Genomic DNA, 19,469 nt, shown 5'->3' on the forward strand with positions numbered 1-19,469 from the left:
CTCGGACTATGCGGCGTCGCGTGCCGGGGCGGAGAGTAGGTCGACCATCTCGGTGAACTCCAGATCGGAGACGGCGTCTCCAAGGAGCGGGTCGAGGATGGCGGCGAGGGCTTCCTGGCGGTGTGTGTTCGGTGTGTTCATACCCCGAGCATGGCACGCCGCGACGATCCTCGCAAGCCTCGATGCACTACTTACCAGGCATTACGCGTGAGGCGCCTCACGCGTGGACACTTCACGGGAGGAGCGCGAGGTCCGCCGACTCCGCCAGGAGGTAGCGCTTCGCGGCCGCGAACTCGGAGATAGCGGCGACCTTCTCCGCGTCCGACGCTCCGGCCTCCTGGAGCGCGAGCACCGACTCATAGCAGGCGTGCGCGACGGCGGAGCCTAGATGGTTCTCAGGCCGCGCCAGGATCGCGCTCAGGGCCTCGTCTCGCGTCATGCCGCACAGAGTATCGGCGCGCTGGTAGCGTCCAAACCAGGCCAACGAGAGCGAGAGGTGCGAGATGGGGATACTCGATCGTTGGAGGCGGAAGGCCCGTGAGCCCCTGCCATTGCCTCAATCGACGGTCACGACCGGGAAGGCTTCACCAGACTGGCGCGACGCGGTCCGGCGTTACCGTGACCCAAGCCACCCTGAGCGCCCTCCGAACCCAAAGAAGGTCGCGCGGTCGATCCACTCGTCAAAGACACTGACACCCGACCGGGCAACAGTTGAACGCGAGTGCGAGATTGCGGGCATCCCCTCGGCGGCGGTCTATGCCGAACTAGACGCTATTCGCGCCCGGGAAGCAGGCGCGGAGAGGGATCGACGAAGTGGCTGGCGCGAGAGAACGCGCACCCTCGATATTGATCCCGAACGCGTTGTCGATCTGCGACCTCTCGGCGGCACACCGTGGAAGGTCGTCGGCGCGGGGCATTGGCTCAGTGACCGCGAGCGTGACTTGCTCCGCCCGGGCTGGTTTGTCTTGCACCGGGAACCGGAGAACCCCTATGACTCTGACGCAGTCGCGGTTTACCTCGACTGCCGCAAGATTGGCTACCTCACGAAGGCGAAGGCCAAGGCGCACAGCCCGATACTCGCGACGTTCCCGGCGGACGGCTTCGAAGTCGACGCCACGATCAGCGGTCGCAATGTGCTTGTGACGCTGCCTCAACCATCGGTGTTGCGTAGGTTCGCGAACCGCGCAGTGGCGTAATTCGAGACTCCGGCGCGTCACTGAGCCCCGCTTGGCCTACGCAGGCTCCGCCCGCGAGTGACTATTGCGCACGTTCGACTGCGGTGGCGATGCCTTCGGCGAACCGCTCGAGAGCTGGCACCCCCAGCTCCCTGGCCATCCGTGTGAGTGCCGCGGGCAGGCGCTGGCCCGCTCTCGCGTCGGCCAGAGCGAGCGCGATCTCCCCGGTGAGCTCCCCTGAGGTGGTGCGCGCCACTCTCTCGAGGGCGGCCAGCGCGCTCTCGCCGGCGCCCACGGACAGCGCGAGGAGCTCCGCGATGGTCGGCAGCTCGGCGACGAGCCGACGCTGACGGCGCTTCACTGACTGTGTGAGAACGGCGTCACGTCCGAGCACTCCGCCGATCGCGAGCACGAGCGCCAGTACGGTGGACGCGAGCACCGGTGCCCCTCTGGTGGCGGTCAGCACGAGCGCCAGCACCACGCCCACCGCGAGACCGACCGCTCCCCACACGACCTGCTGCGCGCGGAACTGCTCGACGGAGAGGCCTGACCCCGAACGCCGAAGCCGTCGCGCGACGTCGGACGACGGCGAGCCCCACCGGCTGATCACCGTCCCGATGTCGCGCACCACGGGCGCCAGGAGTCGTTCGAGCGCGGGCACCGGCGTCACGGAGTAATCGCGACGCCGCACCTCGTCGCCCAGGGTGGTCCGCAGGAACGGCGCGATGCGCGCATCGAGCGTCGCACGGCGCGCCCCAGCCCACGCGAGCACCAGCACACCGCCCATACCAAGGGTGCTTCCGAGGACGACCTCGACCCACGTCATCGCCGCCCCCCGTTCATCTCAGCACCCGCGCTTCCTCGGGCAGCTGTCCTACGCGCATCATCAGTCGGTATGCGACCACGGTGCTGGCGCCGCCCAGCGCGAGCACCACCACCCCCGCCGGTGAGTTGTAGGCGGCCGCGTTGGAGCCCTGAGTCGCGAGCATGGCGAGCACCGCCCACGGAGCGGCCACCGCGAGCCGTGCGGCGTTGACCGTCCACGACTGTCGAGCCTCGAGCTCGCCGCGTGTGCGGGCGTCGTCCCTCAGAAACTCGGCCAGGGTCCTCAGCACCCGCCCCACGTCCGTGCCGCCCACGTCCCGCGTGATTCTCAATGTCTCGACCAGGCGGTCCGCAACCGGGTCCGCGAGCCTGCCCTTGAGGGCGTCGAGGCAGTCGTGGAAGCGGCCAGACGCACGGTAGTCCTCCGCGAACAGCGCAAAAGGCTCGCGCAGCGCCACAGGGCCCCGGTCGCCGATCTGTGCCACCGCCTCGGGCAGCGCGAGCCCAGCGCGAATGCCCGATGCGAGCGAGTCCACCACCTCGGGCCACAGTTCGCGGGTCGCCTGGCTCCGTGCGCGGGCACGCGCTGAGACGAGTGCGAACGGCGCCCTCGCCGCAAGGACTGCGAAGCACGCGGCGATCGGGGCAGCGTCCGACAGGCCCGCCACGACGATGAACGTCACGATCCCCAGCCCCGCGGCGACTCCCACCAGGGCGGCCGGCGTGACTGACGGAGCGCCGGCTCGAACCAGATGGTCCTGCGTGCGCGCCGACCACCCGTCACGTGTGCGCTCTCGACGCTGAGGCGGCGGCCAGAACGACCACCACACCATGAACAGTCCCAGTCCGAGCACCGCCCCCCACAGCGCATCCATGTCACGGACCTCGCAGCAGCTCGTCGAGCCGGTGCCCGCGTTGCTCGAAGAGTTCCTGGTGCGGCGGATACCCTCCCGCGCGCTCGAGCCCCGCCTGGCCCCATTGAAAGAGGGTCGCAAGCTCGACGACGCCTCCCTCGGTGCGCCCGGAGACGCCCACGATCTCTCGCACACGCCGTACGCCCCGAGCATCGAGCCCCAGGTGCACGACCAGATCGATGGCCGATGCGACGGTGGGCACCACGAAGCGGTCGGAGACGTTCTCGCCCGCGAGCAGTGGCAGCGTGCACATCTTCGTGATCGCGTCGCGAGCGCTGTTCGCGTGGATGGTGCACATCCCAGGAACTCCCGCGTTGAGTGCGATCAGCATGTCGAGCGCCTCGGCTTCACGCACTTCGCCGATGATGATGCGGCTCGGCCGCATGCGCAGCGCTTCTTTGACGAGCCTGCGCAGCGGGATCTCGCCTGTGCCCTCGAGCGAGGGCTGACGGCACTGGAGCGCCACCCAGTCCCGGGTCGGCACGGCGACCTCGAACACCTCTTCGCACGAGATGACGCGCTCACGGGCAGGAATCGCTCCCGCGAGCGCGCCCAGCATGGTGGTCTTGCCCGCCTGAGTCGCGCCCGAGATCAGCACGTTCAGGCCCGTGTCGACTGCCGCGGCGAGGAAGTCCGCCGCCTGCTGAGGCAGCACGCCGAGCGCGACCATGTCGTTCACGTGACGCGCTCGCACCACGAACTTGCGGATGTTGACGCTCCAGTGCTCGCGCGTCACGTCCGGGATCACGACGTGAAGACGCTCGCCACCGGGGAGCGTCGCGTCCACGAACGGGCTCGAGAGGTCCAGGCGGCGGCCGGACTGCTTGAGCATGCGCTCGACGAGATCGCGCACCGTGTCCTCGCTCAGCAGCGTCGGTGTGAGCTCCGGGGCGCCGCGCCGCGAGATGTACACCTGCGTGGGCGCGTTGATCCAGATCTCCTCGACCTCGGGGTCGTCGAGGTAGCGCTGCAGGGGGCCGAGGCCGGAGACGTTGTCCATCAGCGCCTGCGCCGCCGCCCCGGGGTCCGTGATCGCGGGCACCGCCCCGGCGAGCGCGCGGTGCTCCCACGCGGACAGAGCGTCGTCGACTAGGCCGCGGACCGCATCGGCCTCGCGCACGGGATCGAGCCCGGCGCTGCGAATGCTCTCGCGCACCTGGGCCTCGATGCGCTCCAGGGTCCCCCCGCTCATGCGCCTTGAGAGTAGAGGGAAACCCGCGACCGCGGTACCCCCTGTGGAAAGACAACGGCCTCGCACACGGCCGATGCGGGGGCTCGGAGCGTCAGGTCGGCGTGCGCGGCCCGTCGCCGCAAAGGCCAGACCCGCCCCTGTGGGACGGGCCTGGCCTCCGTCTGGCCGGACGTGCACGCGGGTCAGCACGTCTACCCCTGGGTCAGGCCCGTGCCTCGAGGATGAGGTTGAACGGCGTCTCCGCGGCCACCCTCACCCGGCTGAAGCCGGCGGCGCGGAGCACCTCGGTGAGCGCGGCAGGCCCGGCCTGCGCGCCGAGGACGTGCTGCCCGCCCTGGGCGAGAGCACCGGGAGTGCACAGCAAGGTCGAGCCCGCGTAGTACGCGCGGCCGATAGGGCCGACGTTGTCCTCGAGCCGGTCACCTGCCCGAGGTTCGACCACCATGAGGACCCCGTCCTCGGCCAGCGCGCGGCGTGCCGCGGCCGCGGCCCCGATCGGGTCGCCCATGTCGTGCAGGGCATCGAAGAAGCAGGCCAGGTCGAATCCGCGTGCTGGAAGGTCGACGGCATCGAGCTCCTCGTACCGCACCCGGTCGGTCACCCCTGCCTGATGGGCGCGGTCACGGGCCGCCTCGATCGAGGCGCCGTGGCTGTCATAGCCGACGAAGGTCGAGCGCGGGAACTCCGCGGCCATCAGTGTGGTGGCCAGACCATATCCGCACCCGATGTCGGCCACCGTTGCGCCTGCCTCGAGACGCTCAGTGACCCCGTCGAGCGCGGGGAGCCACGCCTGCACGAGACTCGAGCGGTAGGTGGCGCCGTAGAAGCGCTCGACTCCTCGGTAAAGGCGAGGGTCATGCGCACCCCATGCGAGCGCCCCGTCGCCGCGGAATGCTCCCTCGAGCAGCTCGGTATCGGCCCAGACCGCGGCGATGATCTCGAAGAAGCCTCCGAGGAAATACGGCGATTCCTCGTCCGCGAGGGCTGCGGCATGCTCGGGAGGGAGGGTGAACCGGCCGTCCTCATGCTCGATGTAGCCGCCCGCCGCCTGGTTCCGCAGCCACTCGAGCACAAGCCGCTCGTGCGTCCCGGTGAGTGCGGCGAGCTCGCCTGCGGTCATCTGCCGCCCGGACGCCATCGCCCGGTAGAGACCGAGGCGGTCTCCTAGGTAGGTCGCGGCCGAGCTCTCCGCGGCGGCCAGGTCGGTCACCGCACGGCCCATGAAGGCCTCGAGCTTCGTCGCGTCGATCGTCTCGACTGTCATCATTCCTGCCTCTCTTTACTCCATGTTGGAGTATTTAGATTACTCCAACATGGAGTAGTGTCAACCCCATGCCCTCGCCTGCCTCGACCACCCAGCGGGCCCTGCTCGGCCTGCTCTCGATCCGCGCATGGACCGCCTACGACCTGACTCGTCAGATGCGTCGGGCCTTGCGATGGGCCTGGCCGCGTTCCGAGGCGAACCTCTACAGGGAGGTCAAACGCCTCGTCCCGAATGGGTTCGCGACGGCCACCGAGGAGGGGACTGGCCGCCGATCCCGCACCAAGTACGCGGTGACCGACCGCGGTCGTGAGGAGGTGTCGGCCTGGCTCGAGAGCCAGCCGCCCGCTCCGCCGCAGGTCGAGTTCGAGGCTCTGCTGCGCCTGTTCCTGGCCGACCAGGGCACGGTCGACCAGCTGCGTCGCACCATCGCCGAGACCCGCCAGCAGATCCTCGAGCGGCTCGAGGAGGGGGTGGTGATCGCGGAGGACTACCTGCACGCTCCGCCCTTCCCCGAGCGAGCGCACCTCAACGTGCTCTTCATGCACTTCTCCGCAGGCTTCGCGCGCCTCGTGCTCTCCTGGTGCGACGACGTCGAGGCCGAGATCGACACGTGGCCCGGGACGGCGACCGCGGTCGGACTGACGCCTGGGACGCGACGGATGCTCGAGGAGACCCTGGCCTACTACCGGACGACGCTCGACCAGTACAACGGCGAACACTGAGCCGAACCCACGGCGTGCGGAATGCCCGAGTGGCCGGCCTACGACTCGCGCGAGACCACCGCCGAGGTCCCACCGCCTCGCCCCGTCAGCCCCCTAGGATTCTGGCGTGACCTCCGAGGCACGGGACCGCCGCATCGCCATTCTTGCGATGCTCGCCATCGGCGCCGCCGGAACTGCGCTCCCGTTGCTCCTCGGCCCGGGGAACGCTGCCGCATGGGCGGGCGCGGCGACGCCTCTGGTCGCCTTCGGCGGACTGTGGGCGACGACCGCCGCGCTCCTGGGCCGCACCGGCTCGGCACGCTGGATCGCCGCCTTCCCGCGCGGATGGCAGGTGAGCGTGGCCGCTCTCGCGGTGATCGGGCTGACCGGGTTCGCCGTGCCGATCTGGTCCCTGTGGCTCGCACCACTCACGTGGGTGGCTGCGGGCGCGATCGTGCTCGGCGTCGCCGCTCAGGACGCACTCATCACGGCCGTCGCCGCCGCGTGCGGCGGGGTGCTGCTCATCGTGGCACCGTCATGGCCCCTGCAGCTCATGGAACCCTCGGAAGGCCTCGCCTACGCGTGCCTCGTGGCCGCCGCCCTGCTCGGGGGCCGCGCGGTCGTGCTCGCGTGGGGTGCTCGTGAGCTGCGCACACGCCCCACGAGTGCATGAGCGTACGAAATTGCGCGCAACGTGCACTGATGCACTCATAGGGCGGAAGGGCGGCCGATGCGCGGGCTGGCTGGGCGCACGTCGCTCCCCGGATGCACAATGGCTTCTATGTGCGGCAGGTATGCGAACTTCCTCGCGGAGCAGGACCTCATCGACCACTTCGCGATCGCGACGGTCGCGGACGACGTCCGGCTGCTGCCACCCAACTGGAACGTGGCGCCCACGCAGCTGGTGCCCATCGTCGCTCCCGGCAAGGCACAGGAGTCCGGCGAGGGCGACCCCGGCCGTCGGCTCGAGGCGGCCAAGTGGGGACTGGTGCCGTCGTGGGCGAAGGACCCCAGCATCGGCGCTCGGATGATCAACGCGCGCTCCGAGACCCTTGCCGAGAAGCCGTCGTTCCGTACGGCCTTCGCCAAGCGCCGGTGCATCGTGCCCGCCAACGGCTACTTCGAGTGGCACACCGAGGACGGCGTCAAGACGCCGTACTGGATCCACCCGGCGGACGACGCTCCCCTCGCCTTCGCGGGGCTGTACGAGTTCTGGAAGGACAAGGCCCTGGGCGACGATGCCCCGTGGCTCGTCTCGACCACCATCGTCACCACCGCCGCACGCGACGAGATGCGCGACATCCACGACCGCCAGCCCGTAATGCTGGTGCCCGAGGGTGTGGACGCGTGGCTCGACGGCGACAGCGACCAGGGCACGCTGTTCGACGTCATCGCCGCGCCGGCGCCCGAGCTCGCGTGGCACGAGGTCGCGAAGGCCGTGGGCAATCCCCGGAACAACGATCCCTCCACGGTCGAAGCCATCGACTAGCGAACGCCCGCACGAAGCCCAACCCCCGAGAGGAGCGACGACCATGGTCGAGGCAACAGGAACGGTGGCCGAGGGCGAGCACGGCCCCGAGCTGGTCTTCCAGCGGGTGTACGACGTGCCCGTCACCACGGTGTGGGCGCACGTCGCCGAGTCGGACAAGCTCGAGACCTGGATCGGCCGCTGGGAGACCGAGGAGTCGACCGGTCGCGTGCTCTTCTACATGACCGCCGAATCGGACGAGGCGGAGGCCGAGGAGTGCCTCGTGCGCGACTGCTCTCCCCCGCATCGGCTGGTCGTGGACACGCGCACGCCCACTGGCACCTGGCACCTCAGCCTCGGCATCCAGACCACCCCGCACGGCACCGTGCTCACCTTCGCCCAGCGCCTGGGCGCGGACGACATCGGGAGCGTCGGCCCCGGCTGGGACTACTACCTCGACCGTCTGTCCGCCGTTCTCGGAGGAGAGAGCGCGAGCGACATCGACTGGGACGACTACTACCCGGCGCTGTCCGATCACTACGCGGCGCTCGCCCCGGAAGGCGGCGTGGCTCCCAACCCGCCCCAGGACGGCCTGGAGCACTGACGGACCCGATCTCCTCCGTTCGACCCCCGTGCCTGCCCGGTTCTACCCGTTTATCTGTTGACAGCCCCGCCCTTCAGCGCTAGCGTGCGGAATTAGTTCCAACGGAACGGGCCCAAACGGGCACAGGATGGTAGTCCTCCGCAAAGAAGCGGGGGGGAAGGGTAGGACACTGATGTCCTTCAGCGACGCCCAGGCCAAGGCCAAGGCGAACAAGAACCGCACCGGAGCCGGATTCGGCACCCAGGTGCAACGACTCGGCCGCTTCATGTCGGCCATGATCATGCCCAACATCGGCGCCTTCGTGGCGTGGGGCCTCATCACGGCCCTGTTCATCGAGGCGGGCTGGGTCAACAAGATCGCGGAGGGTCTCAACGGGGCCCCCAATGACGGCGTCATGGAGTGGACGGCCACCGTCGCGGTGCTCGTCGGCCCCATGATCACCTACCTGCTCCCGCTGCTGATCGGCTACATGGGCGGCAAGCTCGTCTACGAGACGCGCGGCGCCGTGATCGGTGCCGTCGCCACCATGGGCGTCATCGTCGGCTCTGAGGTGCCGATGTTCCTAGGCGCCATGATCATCGGTCCGTTCGCCGCCTGGTGCCTCAAGCGCCTCGAGTCCACCTGGCAGGGCAAGATCAAGCCGGGCTTCGAGATGCTGGTCGACAACTTCTCGCTCGGCATCCTGGGCGGTCTGCTCGCGGTGCTCGGCAAGATGATCATCGGCCCCATCGTGAGCCAGCTCGTCGAGTGGGCCGGCGAAGGCGTGGACTTCCTCGTGGAGAACTCGCTGCTGCCGTTCGCCTCGATCGTGGTCGAGCCCGCGAAGATCCTGTTCCTCAACAACGCCATCAACCACGGCGTGTTCACGCCGCTGGGCACGGCGGAGGCCGAGGAGACCGGCAAGTCGCTGCTGTTCATGATCGAGTCGAACCCCGGACCCGGTCTGGGCATCCTCCTCGCGTTCATGCTGTTCGGGCCCCGCATGCTCAAGGCCGCGGCACCGAGCGCCGCCATCATCCACTTCTTCGGTGGCATCCACGAGGTGTACTTCCCGTTCGTGCTGGCCAAGCCCAAGCTCATCGCCGCGGCGATCCTCGGCGGCATGACGGGTGTCCTCATCGGCGTGATGTTCAACGGTGGCCTCGTCGCCCCGCCCTCGCCCGGATCCATCTTCGCGTGGATCGCGTTCACGCCTCCTGGCATCGGCAACTTCGTGGTGATGTTCGCCCAGGTGATTCTGGCGGCGACCGTCTCGTTCTTCGTGGCCGCCATGCTGCTCGGCTTCGGCCGTGAGGCTCGCCGCGAGGACGCACCCGAGGACGACTCCGCAGCCGACGCATCGGCCGCATCCACCACCCCCGCGACCGTCTGACGGCGACCGCACCTCCCCACGAAAGGACAGGTCCGATGCCATCGATCAACGGCTCAGACGTGAAGAAGGTCGTCATCGCGTGCGACGCGGGAATGGGCAGCTCGGTGATGGTCGCCAGCACACTCCGGTCCAAGCTCTCGCCTCTCGGCGTCGAGGTGGTCCACACCCCCGTCAACGAGATCCCCGGCGATGCGACGGTCGTGCTGTGCCACCAGGGCCTTGCCGCCCGGGCCCAGTCGACGGCCCCGCAGGCCGTGGTCGTGCCCTTCGCGATCTTCATGGGGGATCCCGCATTCACCAAGGTCGAGCAGGCTATCAAGAACGGCGAGACCCTTGAGTCCTGACCGGGCCCTGCTCGACGCTGGCGCCGTCCGCCTTGGCCTCACAGCCCAGGACAAGGCGGACGCGCTGCGCCAGTGCGGCGAGGTGCTCGTCGAGATCGGCGCCGCCACCACCGAGTACGCGGCGGCGCTACACGAACGCGAGAAGTCCGTCTCCACCTACGTGGGCGAAGGCGTGGCGATCCCGCACGGCACCAACGAATCGCGCGAGCACATCGCGCGGGCGGCGCTCGCCGTGCTCCAGTTTCCTGACGGAGTCGACTGGGACGGCAACGACGTGACCGTCTGCGTCGCGATCGCATCCAAATCCGAGGAGCACGTGGACATCCTGTCCTCCCTCGCCCGGGTCCTGATGGACCCCGAGAAGGCCGCCGCGCTGCGCGGCGCCACCACCCCCGAAGGCGTGCTCGACCTGCTGTCCCCCCGAAACACTGAGGAGTGAGCCCCATGAAAGCCCTGGTCTTCTACGCCCCCGAGGACGTGCGCATCGAGGACGTCCCGGAGCCTGAGCCCGGCCCCGGCGAGGTCAAGATCCGCGTGCGGAACTGCTCGACGTGCGGCACCGACGTCAAGATCTTCCACAACGGGCACCAGAACCTGTCCCCGCCGCGCATCATCGGCCACGAGATCGCCGGTGAGGTGGTCGGGTTCGGCGAGGGCGTCGAGGGGTGGGCCGAGGGCGACCGCGTGCAGGTCATCGCCGCGGTGCCATGCGGCGACTGCTACGAGTGCTCGCGCGGCTGGATGGAGGTCTGCCAGAACCAGACCTCGATGGGCTACCAGTACGAGGGCGGCTTCGCCGAGTACATGATCGTGCCCCGCGAGGTCATGAAGGTCGACGGCCTCAACCGGATCCCCGACGGCGTGGGCTTCGATGAGGCCTCCGCCGCCGAGCCCCTCGCCTGCGCCATCAACGCGCAGTCGATCCTCGGCATCGAGGAGGGCGACACCGTGGTGGTGTTCGGCGCCGGACCCATCGGCGCCATGCACATCCGCCTCGCCCGCGCCAACGGCGCGGGACGAGTGTTCCTCATCGACGTCAACGCTGAGCGCCTCAAGATGACGGCCGATGCGGTCCATCCTGAGGAGGTCATCGACGGCTCCGTGGTCGACGTGGTGGAGCGCGTGCGCGAGCTCACGGACGGCCGTGGCGCGGACTGCATCATCACGGCGACCGCCGCGAACGTGGCGCAGGAGCAGGCCATCGAGATGGCGGCGCGCAACGGGCGCATCAGCTTCTTCGGCGGCCTGCCCAAGACCAACCCCACCATCACGTGCGACTCGAACCTGGTCCACTACCGGCAGCTGCGGATCTTCGGCGCCAACGGCTCGGCCCCGCACCACAACAAGGAGGCGCTGCGGCGCATCGCTTCCGGCGAGGTCCCCGTCAAGGACCTCATCACGGAGCGAGTGCCACTGGATCGGGTGCTCGATGCCTTCGGTATTGTCAAGCGGGGCGAGGCTATCAAGGTCACCATCGAGCCGTGAGCTCTCGCCGCACCCCCACCGCACCGGACCGTCTCGAGGAGAGCCCCGTCATGTACGCCCAGGAACGCCAGCAGTCCATCCTCGCCACCGCGCGCTCGCGCGGGCGAGTCGAGGTGGGACTGCTCGCGGAGGAGCTGGGCGTGACGGTCGAGACGGTGCGCCGTGACCTCACGGCGCTGGAGCGACTGGGGGTGCTGCGGCGGGTGCACGGCGGCGCGCTGCCCGTCGAGAGGCTCACTCTCGAGCCCAGCCTCGAGGCCCGCCAGACCCAGTTCGCCGACCGCAAGCGTCGCATCGGCTCGCGCGCGGTGATGGAGCTCCACGAGGGCGACACCGTGCTGCTCGACTCCGGCACCACCACGCTCGCAATCGCGCACGCGCTCCCCCCGGGCATGCGGCTCACCGTGATCACCAACTCGATCGACGTCGCGGCGCACCTCGCGAACCGCGAGCGCACCGAGCTGATGATGCTCGGCGGCCGCGTCCGTCAGCGCACGGGAGCCGCGGTGGGCGAATGGCTCACGCGCGCGCTCACCGATGTGACCGTCGACGTCGCCTTCCTGGGCACCAACGGCTTCACGGTGAAGCACGGTCTCACCACTCCCGACCAGGCAGAGTCCGCGGCCAAGCGCGCCATGGCGACGGCGGCGCGGCGCCTGGTGTGCGTGTCCGATGCGTCCAAGGCCGGCCAGGTCCACCTGCACCGCTTCGCCTCCACCGAGGACGTCGCGCTCATCATCAGCGACGACTCGCTCGACGACGACACGGTGCAGGACTTCGAGGACGTGGGCGTCGAAGTGGCACGCACGTGATCGTCACCCTCACGCCCAACCCGAGCCTGGATCGCACGATCGCGCTCGAGCAGCTGCGCCCCGGCGGGGTCCATCGCGCTCTCAGCCTGCGCGAGGACCCGGGCGGCAAGGGCGTCAACGTCTCCCGTGCGCTCGCGGCCAACGGCGCGGCGACCATCGCCGTGGTGCCCGCAGGAGGGGAGATCGCGCCCCGCTTCTCCGCGCTGCTGGACGACGCGCACGTCACCCATGACCTGGTGAACCTGCCGGGCGCGGTCCGCACCAACATCACGCTCGTCGAGGACGACGGCACCACGACCAAAGTCAACGAGCTCGGCCGCGACTCCACTGCGGCCGACGCCGCGCTCATGCTCGATGCCGCCGAGTCCCACCTGGAGGGGGCCTCCTGGGTGGTGGGCTGCGGATCCCTGCCGCCCGGCCTCGGCGGCGAGGTCTACGTCGAGCTGATCGCCCGCGCGCGCCGCCGCGGTGTGGCAGTCGCGATCGACACGTCGGGCGTCGCGCTCACCGCAGTCATCGGTGCGGGCCCCGATCTGATCAAGCCCAACCACCACGAGCTCGCCGAGCACGCGGGACGTCCGCTGCCCCTCCTGACCGACGTGGTGGAGGCCGCCCGCGAGATCGTCGACGCGGGAGTCGCCACGGTGGTGGTCAGCCTCGGCGCCCAGGGGGCGGTGGCAGTGTCCCGCGACGGTGCCGCGCACGCCGTCGCGCATGTGGCCTCCCCGCTGTCGACGGTGGGCGCCGGCGACTGCCTCCTCGCAGGCTGGCTCCACGCCGTGAGCGAGGGTGCGACTGCGCGCGATGCCATCGAGAGAGCGGTGCGCTGGGGCAGCGCCGCGGTGGCCCTGCCGGGCTCGGCCGTCCCGGGGCCGCGCGACCTCGAGGCCGTGTCCGTCACCTCCCACCCGGCGCTCGATCCCCGCCTCGCGATGAGCGGCGACTGACCGCAAGCACCGGTCCGCGGCCGCGGACCCCAGTCCGCCCCCAGCGCACGCTCACCGAGCATCTGACCGGCGGGTCGAGCGCCCCACTCATGCGCGGGGAGCCGCGTGCGCGTTGATAGCATCGCAGGGGTGCCGCGCCTGCCGCGAAGCACCGAGGGCAATCGTCCCGAGCGTACTTATCGAGCCGGAGGGCGACGTGATCCGCGTAGGCATCGTCGAGGACCAGCGGTCCAATCGCGAGGACCTGCTCACCCACCTGGCGCGGTACTCGGAGGAGGAGGGCGTCGAGTTCTCCACTCAGGAGTTCGCGGACGGCGCGGACCTGGTCCAGGCGTACCGCCCGGAGTTCGACATCCTGCTCCTCGACGTCGAGATGCCGCGGATGGACGGGTTCGAGGCCGCGCGCCGCGTGCGTCAGGCGGACCCGAACGTGGTCATCATCTTCGTGACCAACATGGCGCAGTACGCCATCAAGGGCTACGAGGTGGACGCCCTCAGCTACCTCGTGAAGCCGGTGCCCTACTTCGCGTTCGCCCAGGAGCTGCGCCGGTCCCTTGGCCGCGTGCGCCAGTCGATGCCGGAGACGGTGGTGGTGAACGTGGCCGGCACTCTCACGCGGCTCGACACCAGCCAGATCGTCTACGTCGAGTCCATCAAGCACCGCATCACCATTCACACGCTGAACGGCGAGTACACGTTCAGCGGCACGCTGAAGGCGATGGAGGCCGAGCTCGACGGCAAGGCATTTTTCCGCTCGAACAACTGCTACCTGGTCAACATGAGCCATGTCACCAGCGTCGACTCCACCTCCTGCACCATGGTCGATGGCGACGTGCTCACGGTGAGCCGCCCCCGCAGGCGCGCATTCCTCGACGCTCTGGCTGACCACGTCGGCGGGCGAGTCCTGTGACGGTGCCGCGCGCAGGTGAGGGGACCCAGTGATCGAGGACGCCCTTCCCGACATCCCGCGCGCCGTCACGGCTCTCGCGGAGTGGTCCGCGTGCGTGGTCTACATCATGCTGATGCGCAAGCGGCTGTCGCGCGTGCCTCTCGTCGGCGCTCTCGCCGGCGGGCTCGCCGTGCTGCTGGGGGTGCAATGGATCGCGGGCCAGCTGCCCATCGAGCTGTGGACGCTGGGCATGGCTCTCGCGGTGGCGGCCATGTACGGACTCATCATGCTGTGCGCCGACGCCAGCCCGCGCGAAGGAGGCGACCTGCTGGCCCGGGCCTTCGTGCTTGCGGAACTGGTGGCGTCCCTCGAGTGGCAGCTGCACGTGTTCTTCTACGGCGAGCGCACCGAGGGGGCAGGCTGGCTGATCCTCCTCGGCCTCGTCTACGCCGCAGGGTTCGCGGGGGCGTACTGGGCGGAGACCCGGCACTTCCCGCGCGACCAGCGCCTGCCGATCGACACCCGTGGCCTCGTGGGCGCCGCCGCCGTCGCGATCGTCACGTTCCTGATGTCGAACCTGAGCTTCTTCACCACGTCGACGCCGTTCTCGGGCCGGCTGGACCCCGAGATCTTCTACATCCGCACCCTCGTGGACCTCTGCGGCTTCGTGATCCTGTTCGCGCTGCGCGGCCAGCGTCTCGCGCTCCAGCGCGCTGCGGAGGTCAGCGCCGTCGGGATGATGCTGCGCCACCAGCGCGAGCACTACCTGCAGTCCAAGCACGACATCGACGCGGTGAACCGCAAATACCACGACCTCAAGCACTACATCCATGCGATCCGTGCCGAGGCGGACCCCACGCGCCGGGCGGACTTCGTGGACCAGCTGGAGGACTCGATCCGCGGCTACGAGCGCTCGATGCTCGACACCGGCTCGACGGTGCTGGACACGATCCTCACCGCCAAGCAGCAGCAGTGCGATCGCTCCGGGATCACCCTCACGTGCGTGGCGGACGGCACCGCGGTCAACAGCATGGACCCCATGGACCTCGTCACGCTGGTCGGCAACGCGCTCGACAACGCGATCGAGGCGACCGGCCGTCTGGAGGACCCGGAGCAGCGACTCATCCGCGTCGCGATCTACCGCCACGACCTGCTGACGATGATCAAGATCGAGAACTACTTCGAGGGCCCCGTGACGTTCGTCGACGGCCTGCCGCAGACCACCAAGGCGCAGGCGTCGCATCACGGCTACGGGCTCAAGAACATGCGCGAGACGGCAGAGAAGTACGGCGGCTCGCTCACCGCGCGGGCCGAGGACCGGTGGTTCTCGCTCCGCGCGCTCATCCCCGTGAAGGACGATGCGGTGGCAGGGTCGAGCGCGGCCAGCACTCCCTGAGCCGCCGGGCTACAGGATCTGCGTGAACTCCGCGTTGGCCGCCTCACGCACCGCCTCGAGGGCCTCGCCCGCCTCGCGAGCCGTGCGAGCGACGTGGGCCAGGCGCTGACAGTCAGCGAGGTCGTGCATGCTGAGCGCCACCCGCACGGCAGGGACCTTGCTGGGCGCCATGGACAGGCTGCTGATGCCCAGTCCCACCAGCACGAGAGCGAGCAAGGGGTCTCCTGCCGACTCCCCGCACACCCCGAGCGGGCGTCCCGCGCGATTTGCGCCCTCGCCGGCGACGGCGATCATGTCGAGCACCGCGGGCTGCCACGGGTCCAGCAGGTCCGCCAGCTCTCCCTGCATGCGGTCCGCGGCCATCGTGTACTGCGCCAGATCGTTGGTGCCGAGGCTGCCGAACTCGACCTCGCCGAGCACATGCTCGGCGCGCATGGCGGCCGCCGGCACCTCGATCATCACGCCGGCCTTCGGAAGCCCATTCTCGTGGACGCGACGGGCGAACCACGCCGCCTCCTCCGCCGTCGCGACCATGGGCGCCATGACGCGCACGTCCGCCGTGGTCTCGCGGGCGGCGATCGCCAGCGCCTCGATCTGCGCATCCAGCAGGTCGGGCCGCTCCGCAGACATGCGAAGCCCGCGCCTGCCGAGAGCGGGGTTCTCCTCCTCGCCGAGGTCCGCGAACGCGAGCGGCTTGTCAGCGCCCGCATCGAGCGTGCGCACCACCACACGGCGGCCCTCGAACGGGGCGAACACGCGGCGGTAGATCTCGGTCTGCTCCTCGACCGTGGGCGCGGTCGAGGCCGAGAGGAAGACGAACTCCGTCCTGAACAGACCGACGCCCTCGAGATCCAGCTCCCCCGCACGGTCGGCGTCGTCGACGCCGCCGATGTTCGCGAGCAGCGCCACGGGATGGCCATCGCGGGTCGCGCCCGGCCCGGTCGCGTGGCTGAACGCCTCGGCCCGGCGCTCCCGCTTCTGCGCCTGTGCGGCGAGAAAGCCCTCATCCGGGTCGAGGGTCACGGCGCCGGAGTCCCCGTCAAGCGCGACCAGGGTTCCGGTCGCGATGTCCGAGGCTCGTGGCACCTGCACCACGGCAGGGATGCCCATCTGCGCCGCGAGGATCGCGGTGTGGCTGGTGCGGCCGCCTCCCTCGGTGACGATGCCCACCACGAGCGCCGGGTCGAGCACCGCAGTGTCGGCCGGTGCGAGGTCGTGGGCGACGATGACGCTGGGGGTGGTGAAGACCGGCACCCCGGGTGCGGGCATCCCCAGGACCGCCGCGATGGCGCGGGCGCCGACGTCACGCAGGTCCGTCACGCGCTCCGCGAAGTATCCGCCGAGCTTCTCGAACTGCGCCGCATACGATTCGACGGCCGCGCTGATGGCATGCGCAGGTCCGAGCCCATCGCCCACCTGCGCGGTCGCGATCTTCATCAGCCCCTTGTCCCGCGCGATGAGCGCGGTGGCCTTGAGGATCTGCTGCGCGTGCGCATCGGCCGTGGCGGCCCGCTCCTCGAGCGACACGGCCACGGACTCCAGGGCAGCACGGATCTCGGCGACCGCCGCCTCGGCATCCGCGGGGGCGGGCTCGTCGGCGGGCGGCCGCACCGGTGGCGCGACCTGCACCACCGGACCAGACGCGGTGCCGGGGCTGACGCCGATGCCGTGACGACTCTCCGGGCTGACCATGACCGTGGCTCCTATTCCGCGTCGAGGTCGCGCGACAGCAGCGCGACGAGTGAGTCGAGCGCCTCGTCGGCGCCTTCGCCCTCGGCGGTCAGCACGACCTCTTCGCCGTGCTTGGCGCCGAGAGCCATCACACCGAGGATGCTGGTGGCGTCGACAGGGTCCTCGCCCGGGCGGCCGATCTCGACATCGAGGCCCGTGGCGGATGCCGCCTCGACGAACAGGGACGCGGGACGCGCGTGCAGTCCGACGGATGAGGCGATGGTGACGGTCTTCTGCGACATGGTGGTGCTCCTTCGTTGAGGTGGGGGTCAGGCGACCGCGGGCGCGGTCTCGGACAGCAGCGGGTCGTGAACGCCCTTGCGGTCGCGGGACTTGAGTGCGAGGACGATCGCGGTCGTCACCAGCACACCAGCCGCGAGCGCGACGAGGAAGAGCAGGAAGTTGCCGATGAGCGGCAGCACCCAGATCCCTCCGTGCGGTGCGCGCAGCGTCGTTCCGAACAGCATCGCGAGGCCACCGGTGAGGGACGAGCCGACCACCGAGGACGCGATCACGCGCACCGGGTCGGAGGCCGCGAACGGAATCGCGCCCTCCGAGATGAAGGACGCTCCGAGGAGCCACGCAGCCTTGCCATTCTCGCGCTCGGGCTCGGAGAAGAGCCGCGGGCGCAGGGTGGTGGCGAGGGCCATCGCGAGGGGGGCGACCATGCCGGCCGCCATGACGGCGGCCATGATCTTGAGCTCCGGCGCATCGGTCACGGCGCCGGCAGCGACCAGACCGGTGGTGGCGAACGTGTACGCGACCTTGTTCACGGGGCCGCCGAGGTCGAAGCCCATCATGGCTCCCAGGATGGCTCCCAGGATGACGGCGCTCGTGCCGCCCATGCTGCCCAGCGCGTCGCTGAGCGCCTCCGTGAGCGCAACGATCGGGCGTCCCAGCAGCGTGATGAAGAGGCCCGCGGTCAGGAACGTCGAGATGAGCGGGATCACCACGACAGGCATCACGCCACGCACACCCTTGTGGACCTTCCAGCTCGAGACCCACTTCGCAAGGAAGCCGCCCAGGAATCCGGTGGCGATCCCGCCGAGGAACCCGGCGCCCATGGTGAAGGCGATCGACCCGCCCACGAGTCCGGGGACGAGCCCGGGCCGGTCGGCGATCGCGAAGGCGATGAAGGCGGACAGGATCGGGACCAGGAACCCGAACGATGCCCCGCCGATCACGAAGAGCAGGGCCGCCCAGGAGGTGAGGCTCAGGACGTCGAAGTTCTGAGTGATGTCGTACTCGCCCTCGGCGCCGAGGCCGTACTTGACGATCTCGATCGCGCCCTGCTCGCCGATGGCGATCTGCGCGAGCATGAAGGACATGGCGATCATGATGCCGCCCGCCGCAACGAACGGGATCATGTAGGAGACGCCGGTCATGAGCCACTGGCGGATCTTGACCCCGGTGCTCATGCCGCTGTCGACCTTCGTCGTGAGGCCGCCCGATGCGGCGGCAGGGCCGGTGGCCTTCGCCGCGAGCGACGGATCCTTGGCCCACTCGTCTGCCATGGAGACCGCGCGGGCGATGAGGCCCGGCGCGTCGGAGATCCCCTTCTTGACGCCGACGTCGACCGTCGGCTTGCCAGCGAAGCGGCCCTTGTCCTTGACCTCGAGATCGTGCGCGAAGATCACTGCGTCTGCTGAGGCGATGACCTCGGGGTCAAGCGGGTCGGAACCCGCCGAGCCCTGCGTCTCCACCGTGATCGTGTGGCCCGCGTCCTTCGCCGCGCGTTCGAGGGCCTCGGCCGCCATGTAGGTGTGGGCGATCCCCGTGGGGCACGAGGTGACCGCGACGATCGAGAGGGGCTTCTTCTCGGCCGATGCGGGCGCTGGCTCCGCGTCCTTCGTGGGCTCAGCGGACGCGGCGGTCGACTCGGACGCGTCGGCGGGGGCGGGGTCGAGCGCCACCTCCGCGCTCACGATCTCCACGACCTCCGCCTCGGTGGTGGCGCCTGCGAGTGCCGCCTTGAACTCGGACTTCATCAGTGCGCGAGCGAGCTTGGGCAGCATCTGCATGTGCGCGTCTCCCCCGGCCTCAGGTGCGGCGATCAGGAAGACGAGGGTGGCGGGGCCGTCCTTGGCGCCCCAGTCGATGCCGTCCGAGACGCGGCCGAAGACGAGTGACGGCTCGGTGATCGCGGCGCTGCGCGCGTGCGGGATGCCGATGCCGCCCGGCAGTCCGGTGGCCATGGTCTCCTCGCGCTTCCGGACGTCGGCGAGGAAGGCGTCGAGGTCGGTGCAGCGGCCGGACTCGACGAGTCGTTCAGCGAGGACACGCGTCGCCGCGTGGCGATCCGCTCCGGTCAGGTCGAGCACGACCTGGCTCTCATTGATGAGGGACATGA

At 69.8% G+C, this 19,469-nt stretch carries 22 protein-coding genes; 13 read left to right on the forward strand and 9 right to left on the reverse strand.

Going from position 1 to position 19,469, the window contains the following annotated elements; all coding sequences use genetic code 11:
* Positions 1-6: 6 nt before the first annotated feature.
* A complete protein-coding gene (locus QQX02_RS03120) occupies positions 7-141 on the reverse strand; it encodes a hypothetical protein (RefSeq protein WP_301141158.1) in 135 nt (44 codons plus the stop codon).
* A 91-nt stretch (positions 142-232) separates the two neighbouring features.
* The gene (locus QQX02_RS03125) at positions 233-439 is read right to left on the reverse strand and encodes a hypothetical protein (protein ID WP_301141159.1); all 207 of its coding nucleotides are present in this window, start codon (positions 437-439) and stop codon (positions 233-235) included.
* Between the two features lie 64 nt (positions 440-503).
* Between QQX02_RS03125 and QQX02_RS03130 the strand changes: the two genes are divergently transcribed.
* Positions 504-1,196: an HIRAN domain-containing protein gene (locus QQX02_RS03130; protein ID WP_301141160.1), complete on the forward strand. Its 693-nt coding sequence runs from the start codon at positions 504-506 to the stop codon at positions 1,194-1,196.
* A 61-nt stretch (positions 1,197-1,257) separates the two neighbouring features.
* On the opposite strand, the gene QQX02_RS03135 is transcribed toward QQX02_RS03130, so the two are convergent.
* From QQX02_RS03135 to QQX02_RS03150, 4 genes are all read right to left on the reverse strand, one after another.
* Positions 1,258-2,001, reverse strand: coding sequence for a type II secretion system F family protein (locus tag QQX02_RS03135; protein ID WP_301141161.1), 744 nt, complete (start codon positions 1,999-2,001; stop codon positions 1,258-1,260).
* A gap of 13 nt (positions 2,002-2,014) precedes the next feature.
* Positions 2,015-2,875: a type II secretion system F family protein gene (locus QQX02_RS03140; protein WP_301141162.1), complete on the reverse strand. Its 861-nt coding sequence runs from the start codon at positions 2,873-2,875 to the stop codon at positions 2,015-2,017.
* A gap of 1 nt (position 2,876) precedes the next feature.
* On the reverse strand, positions 2,877-4,106 hold the full coding sequence (locus QQX02_RS03145) for a TadA family conjugal transfer-associated ATPase (protein ID WP_301141163.1): 1,230 nt from the start codon (positions 4,104-4,106) through the stop codon (positions 2,877-2,879).
* A gap of 202 nt (positions 4,107-4,308) precedes the next feature.
* Complete coding sequence (locus tag QQX02_RS03150; RefSeq protein WP_301141164.1) at positions 4,309-5,370, reverse strand: class I SAM-dependent methyltransferase; 1,062 nt, start codon at positions 5,368-5,370, stop codon at positions 4,309-4,311.
* A gap of 68 nt (positions 5,371-5,438) precedes the next feature.
* On the opposite strand from QQX02_RS03150, the gene QQX02_RS03155 reads away from it, so the two are divergent.
* The 12 genes from QQX02_RS03155 to QQX02_RS03210 all read left to right on the forward strand — a co-directional run bounded on the left by QQX02_RS03155 (position 5,439) and on the right by QQX02_RS03210 (position 15,388).
* A complete protein-coding gene (locus tag QQX02_RS03155) occupies positions 5,439-6,092 on the forward strand; it encodes a helix-turn-helix transcriptional regulator (protein WP_301141165.1) in 654 nt (217 codons plus the stop codon).
* Positions 6,093-6,198: 106 nt separating this feature from the next.
* Positions 6,199-6,744 carry a hypothetical protein gene (locus QQX02_RS03160; protein WP_301141167.1) on the forward strand — a complete coding sequence of 182 codons (546 nt, stop codon included), beginning with the start codon at positions 6,199-6,201 and terminating at the stop codon, positions 6,742-6,744.
* Between the two features lie 108 nt (positions 6,745-6,852).
* On the forward strand, positions 6,853-7,560 hold the full coding sequence (locus tag QQX02_RS03165) for an SOS response-associated peptidase (protein WP_301141169.1): 708 nt from the start codon (positions 6,853-6,855) through the stop codon (positions 7,558-7,560).
* A 43-nt stretch (positions 7,561-7,603) separates the two neighbouring features.
* Positions 7,604-8,143 carry an SRPBCC domain-containing protein gene (locus QQX02_RS03170; RefSeq protein ID WP_301141170.1) on the forward strand — a complete coding sequence of 180 codons (540 nt, stop codon included), beginning with the start codon at positions 7,604-7,606 and terminating at the stop codon, positions 8,141-8,143.
* A gap of 172 nt (positions 8,144-8,315) precedes the next feature.
* A complete protein-coding gene (locus QQX02_RS03175) occupies positions 8,316-9,515 on the forward strand; it encodes a PTS transporter subunit EIIC (protein WP_301141171.1) in 1,200 nt (399 codons plus the stop codon).
* Between the two features lie 35 nt (positions 9,516-9,550).
* Complete coding sequence (locus tag QQX02_RS03180) at positions 9,551-9,859, forward strand: PTS lactose transporter subunit IIB (protein ID WP_301141172.1); 309 nt, start codon at positions 9,551-9,553, stop codon at positions 9,857-9,859.
* Positions 9,849-10,298: a PTS mannitol transporter subunit IIA gene (locus tag QQX02_RS03185; protein WP_301141173.1), complete on the forward strand. Its 450-nt coding sequence runs from the start codon at positions 9,849-9,851 to the stop codon at positions 10,296-10,298. Before QQX02_RS03180 ends, QQX02_RS03185 begins: the two co-directional genes overlap by 11 nt.
* Positions 10,299-10,303: 5 nt before the next feature.
* Positions 10,304-11,344, forward strand: a complete 1,041-nt coding sequence (locus tag QQX02_RS03190) for a zinc-dependent dehydrogenase (protein ID WP_301141174.1) — start codon at positions 10,304-10,306, stop codon at positions 11,342-11,344.
* Positions 11,341-12,156, forward strand: coding sequence for a DeoR/GlpR family DNA-binding transcription regulator (locus QQX02_RS03195; protein WP_301141176.1), 816 nt, complete (start codon positions 11,341-11,343; stop codon positions 12,154-12,156). Before QQX02_RS03190 ends, QQX02_RS03195 begins: the two co-directional genes overlap by 4 nt.
* The gene (gene pfkB, locus QQX02_RS03200) at positions 12,153-13,103 is read left to right on the forward strand and encodes a 1-phosphofructokinase (protein WP_301141177.1); all 951 of its coding nucleotides are present in this window, start codon (positions 12,153-12,155) and stop codon (positions 13,101-13,103) included. The genes QQX02_RS03195 and pfkB overlap by 4 nt, the downstream gene beginning before the upstream one ends.
* A 196-nt stretch (positions 13,104-13,299) precedes the next feature.
* On the forward strand, positions 13,300-14,013 hold the full coding sequence (locus QQX02_RS03205; protein ID WP_301141179.1) for a LytR/AlgR family response regulator transcription factor: 714 nt from the start codon (positions 13,300-13,302) through the stop codon (positions 14,011-14,013).
* A 28-nt stretch (positions 14,014-14,041) separates the two neighbouring features.
* Positions 14,042-15,388 carry an ATP-binding protein gene (locus QQX02_RS03210; RefSeq protein WP_301141181.1) on the forward strand — a complete coding sequence of 449 codons (1,347 nt, stop codon included), beginning with the start codon at positions 14,042-14,044 and terminating at the stop codon, positions 15,386-15,388.
* 9 nt (positions 15,389-15,397) lie between these two features.
* Here QQX02_RS03210 and ptsP read toward each other — a convergent pair whose 3' ends face one another.
* Genes ptsP through QQX02_RS03225 form a run of 3 tightly spaced genes read right to left on the reverse strand, consistent with a single transcriptional unit; the run spans position 15,398 to position 19,467 of the window.
* Complete coding sequence (gene ptsP / locus QQX02_RS03215) at positions 15,398-17,080, reverse strand: phosphoenolpyruvate--protein phosphotransferase (RefSeq protein ID WP_301141183.1); 1,683 nt, start codon at positions 17,078-17,080, stop codon at positions 15,398-15,400.
* Between the two features lie 11 nt (positions 17,081-17,091).
* Positions 17,092-17,361, reverse strand: coding sequence for an HPr family phosphocarrier protein (locus QQX02_RS03220; RefSeq protein ID WP_301141184.1), 270 nt, complete (start codon positions 17,359-17,361; stop codon positions 17,092-17,094).
* A gap of 27 nt (positions 17,362-17,388) precedes the next feature.
* Positions 17,389-19,467 (reverse strand): PTS fructose transporter subunit IIABC, encoded by a 2,079-nt coding sequence (locus QQX02_RS03225; protein WP_301141185.1) that lies wholly within the window; start codon positions 19,465-19,467, stop codon positions 17,389-17,391.
* Positions 19,468-19,469 lie beyond the last annotated feature (2 nt).

The sequence above is a fragment of the Demequina muriae genome (genome assembly GCF_030418295.1).
Lineage (GTDB): Bacteria > Actinomycetota > Actinomycetes > Actinomycetales > Demequinaceae > Demequina > Demequina muriae.

Coding starts and splice junctions, on each gene's coding strand:
- QQX02_RS03120 (WP_301141158.1), bottom strand. CDS start 141: ATGAACACACCGAACACACACCGCCAGGAAGCCCTCGCCGCCATCCTC.
- QQX02_RS03125 (WP_301141159.1), bottom strand. CDS start 439: ATGACGCGAGACGAGGCCCTGAGCGCGATCCTGGCGCGGCCTGAGAAC.
- QQX02_RS03130 (WP_301141160.1), top strand. CDS start 504: ATGGGGATACTCGATCGTTGGAGGCGGAAGGCCCGTGAGCCCCTGCCA.
- QQX02_RS03135 (WP_301141161.1), bottom strand. CDS start 2,001: ATGACGTGGGTCGAGGTCGTCCTCGGAAGCACCCTTGGTATGGGCGGT.
- QQX02_RS03140 (WP_301141162.1), bottom strand. CDS start 2,875: ATGGATGCGCTGTGGGGGGCGGTGCTCGGACTGGGACTGTTCATGGTG.
- QQX02_RS03145 (WP_301141163.1), bottom strand. CDS start 4,106: ATGAGCGGGGGGACCCTGGAGCGCATCGAGGCCCAGGTGCGCGAGAGC.
- QQX02_RS03150 (WP_301141164.1), bottom strand. CDS start 5,370: ATGACAGTCGAGACGATCGACGCGACGAAGCTCGAGGCCTTCATGGGC.
- QQX02_RS03155 (WP_301141165.1), top strand. CDS start 5,439: ATGCCCTCGCCTGCCTCGACCACCCAGCGGGCCCTGCTCGGCCTGCTC.
- QQX02_RS03165 (WP_301141169.1), top strand. CDS start 6,853: ATGTGCGGCAGGTATGCGAACTTCCTCGCGGAGCAGGACCTCATCGAC.
- QQX02_RS03170 (WP_301141170.1), top strand. CDS start 7,604: ATGGTCGAGGCAACAGGAACGGTGGCCGAGGGCGAGCACGGCCCCGAG.
- QQX02_RS03175 (WP_301141171.1), top strand. CDS start 8,316: ATGTCCTTCAGCGACGCCCAGGCCAAGGCCAAGGCGAACAAGAACCGC.
- QQX02_RS03180 (WP_301141172.1), top strand. CDS start 9,551: ATGCCATCGATCAACGGCTCAGACGTGAAGAAGGTCGTCATCGCGTGC.
- QQX02_RS03190 (WP_301141174.1), top strand. CDS start 10,304: ATGAAAGCCCTGGTCTTCTACGCCCCCGAGGACGTGCGCATCGAGGAC.
- ptsP (WP_301141183.1), bottom strand. CDS start 17,080: ATGGTCAGCCCGGAGAGTCGTCACGGCATCGGCGTCAGCCCCGGCACC.
- QQX02_RS03220 (WP_301141184.1), bottom strand. CDS start 17,361: ATGTCGCAGAAGACCGTCACCATCGCCTCATCCGTCGGACTGCACGCG.
- QQX02_RS03225 (WP_301141185.1), bottom strand. CDS start 19,467: ATGTCCCTCATCAATGAGAGCCAGGTCGTGCTCGACCTGACCGGAGCG.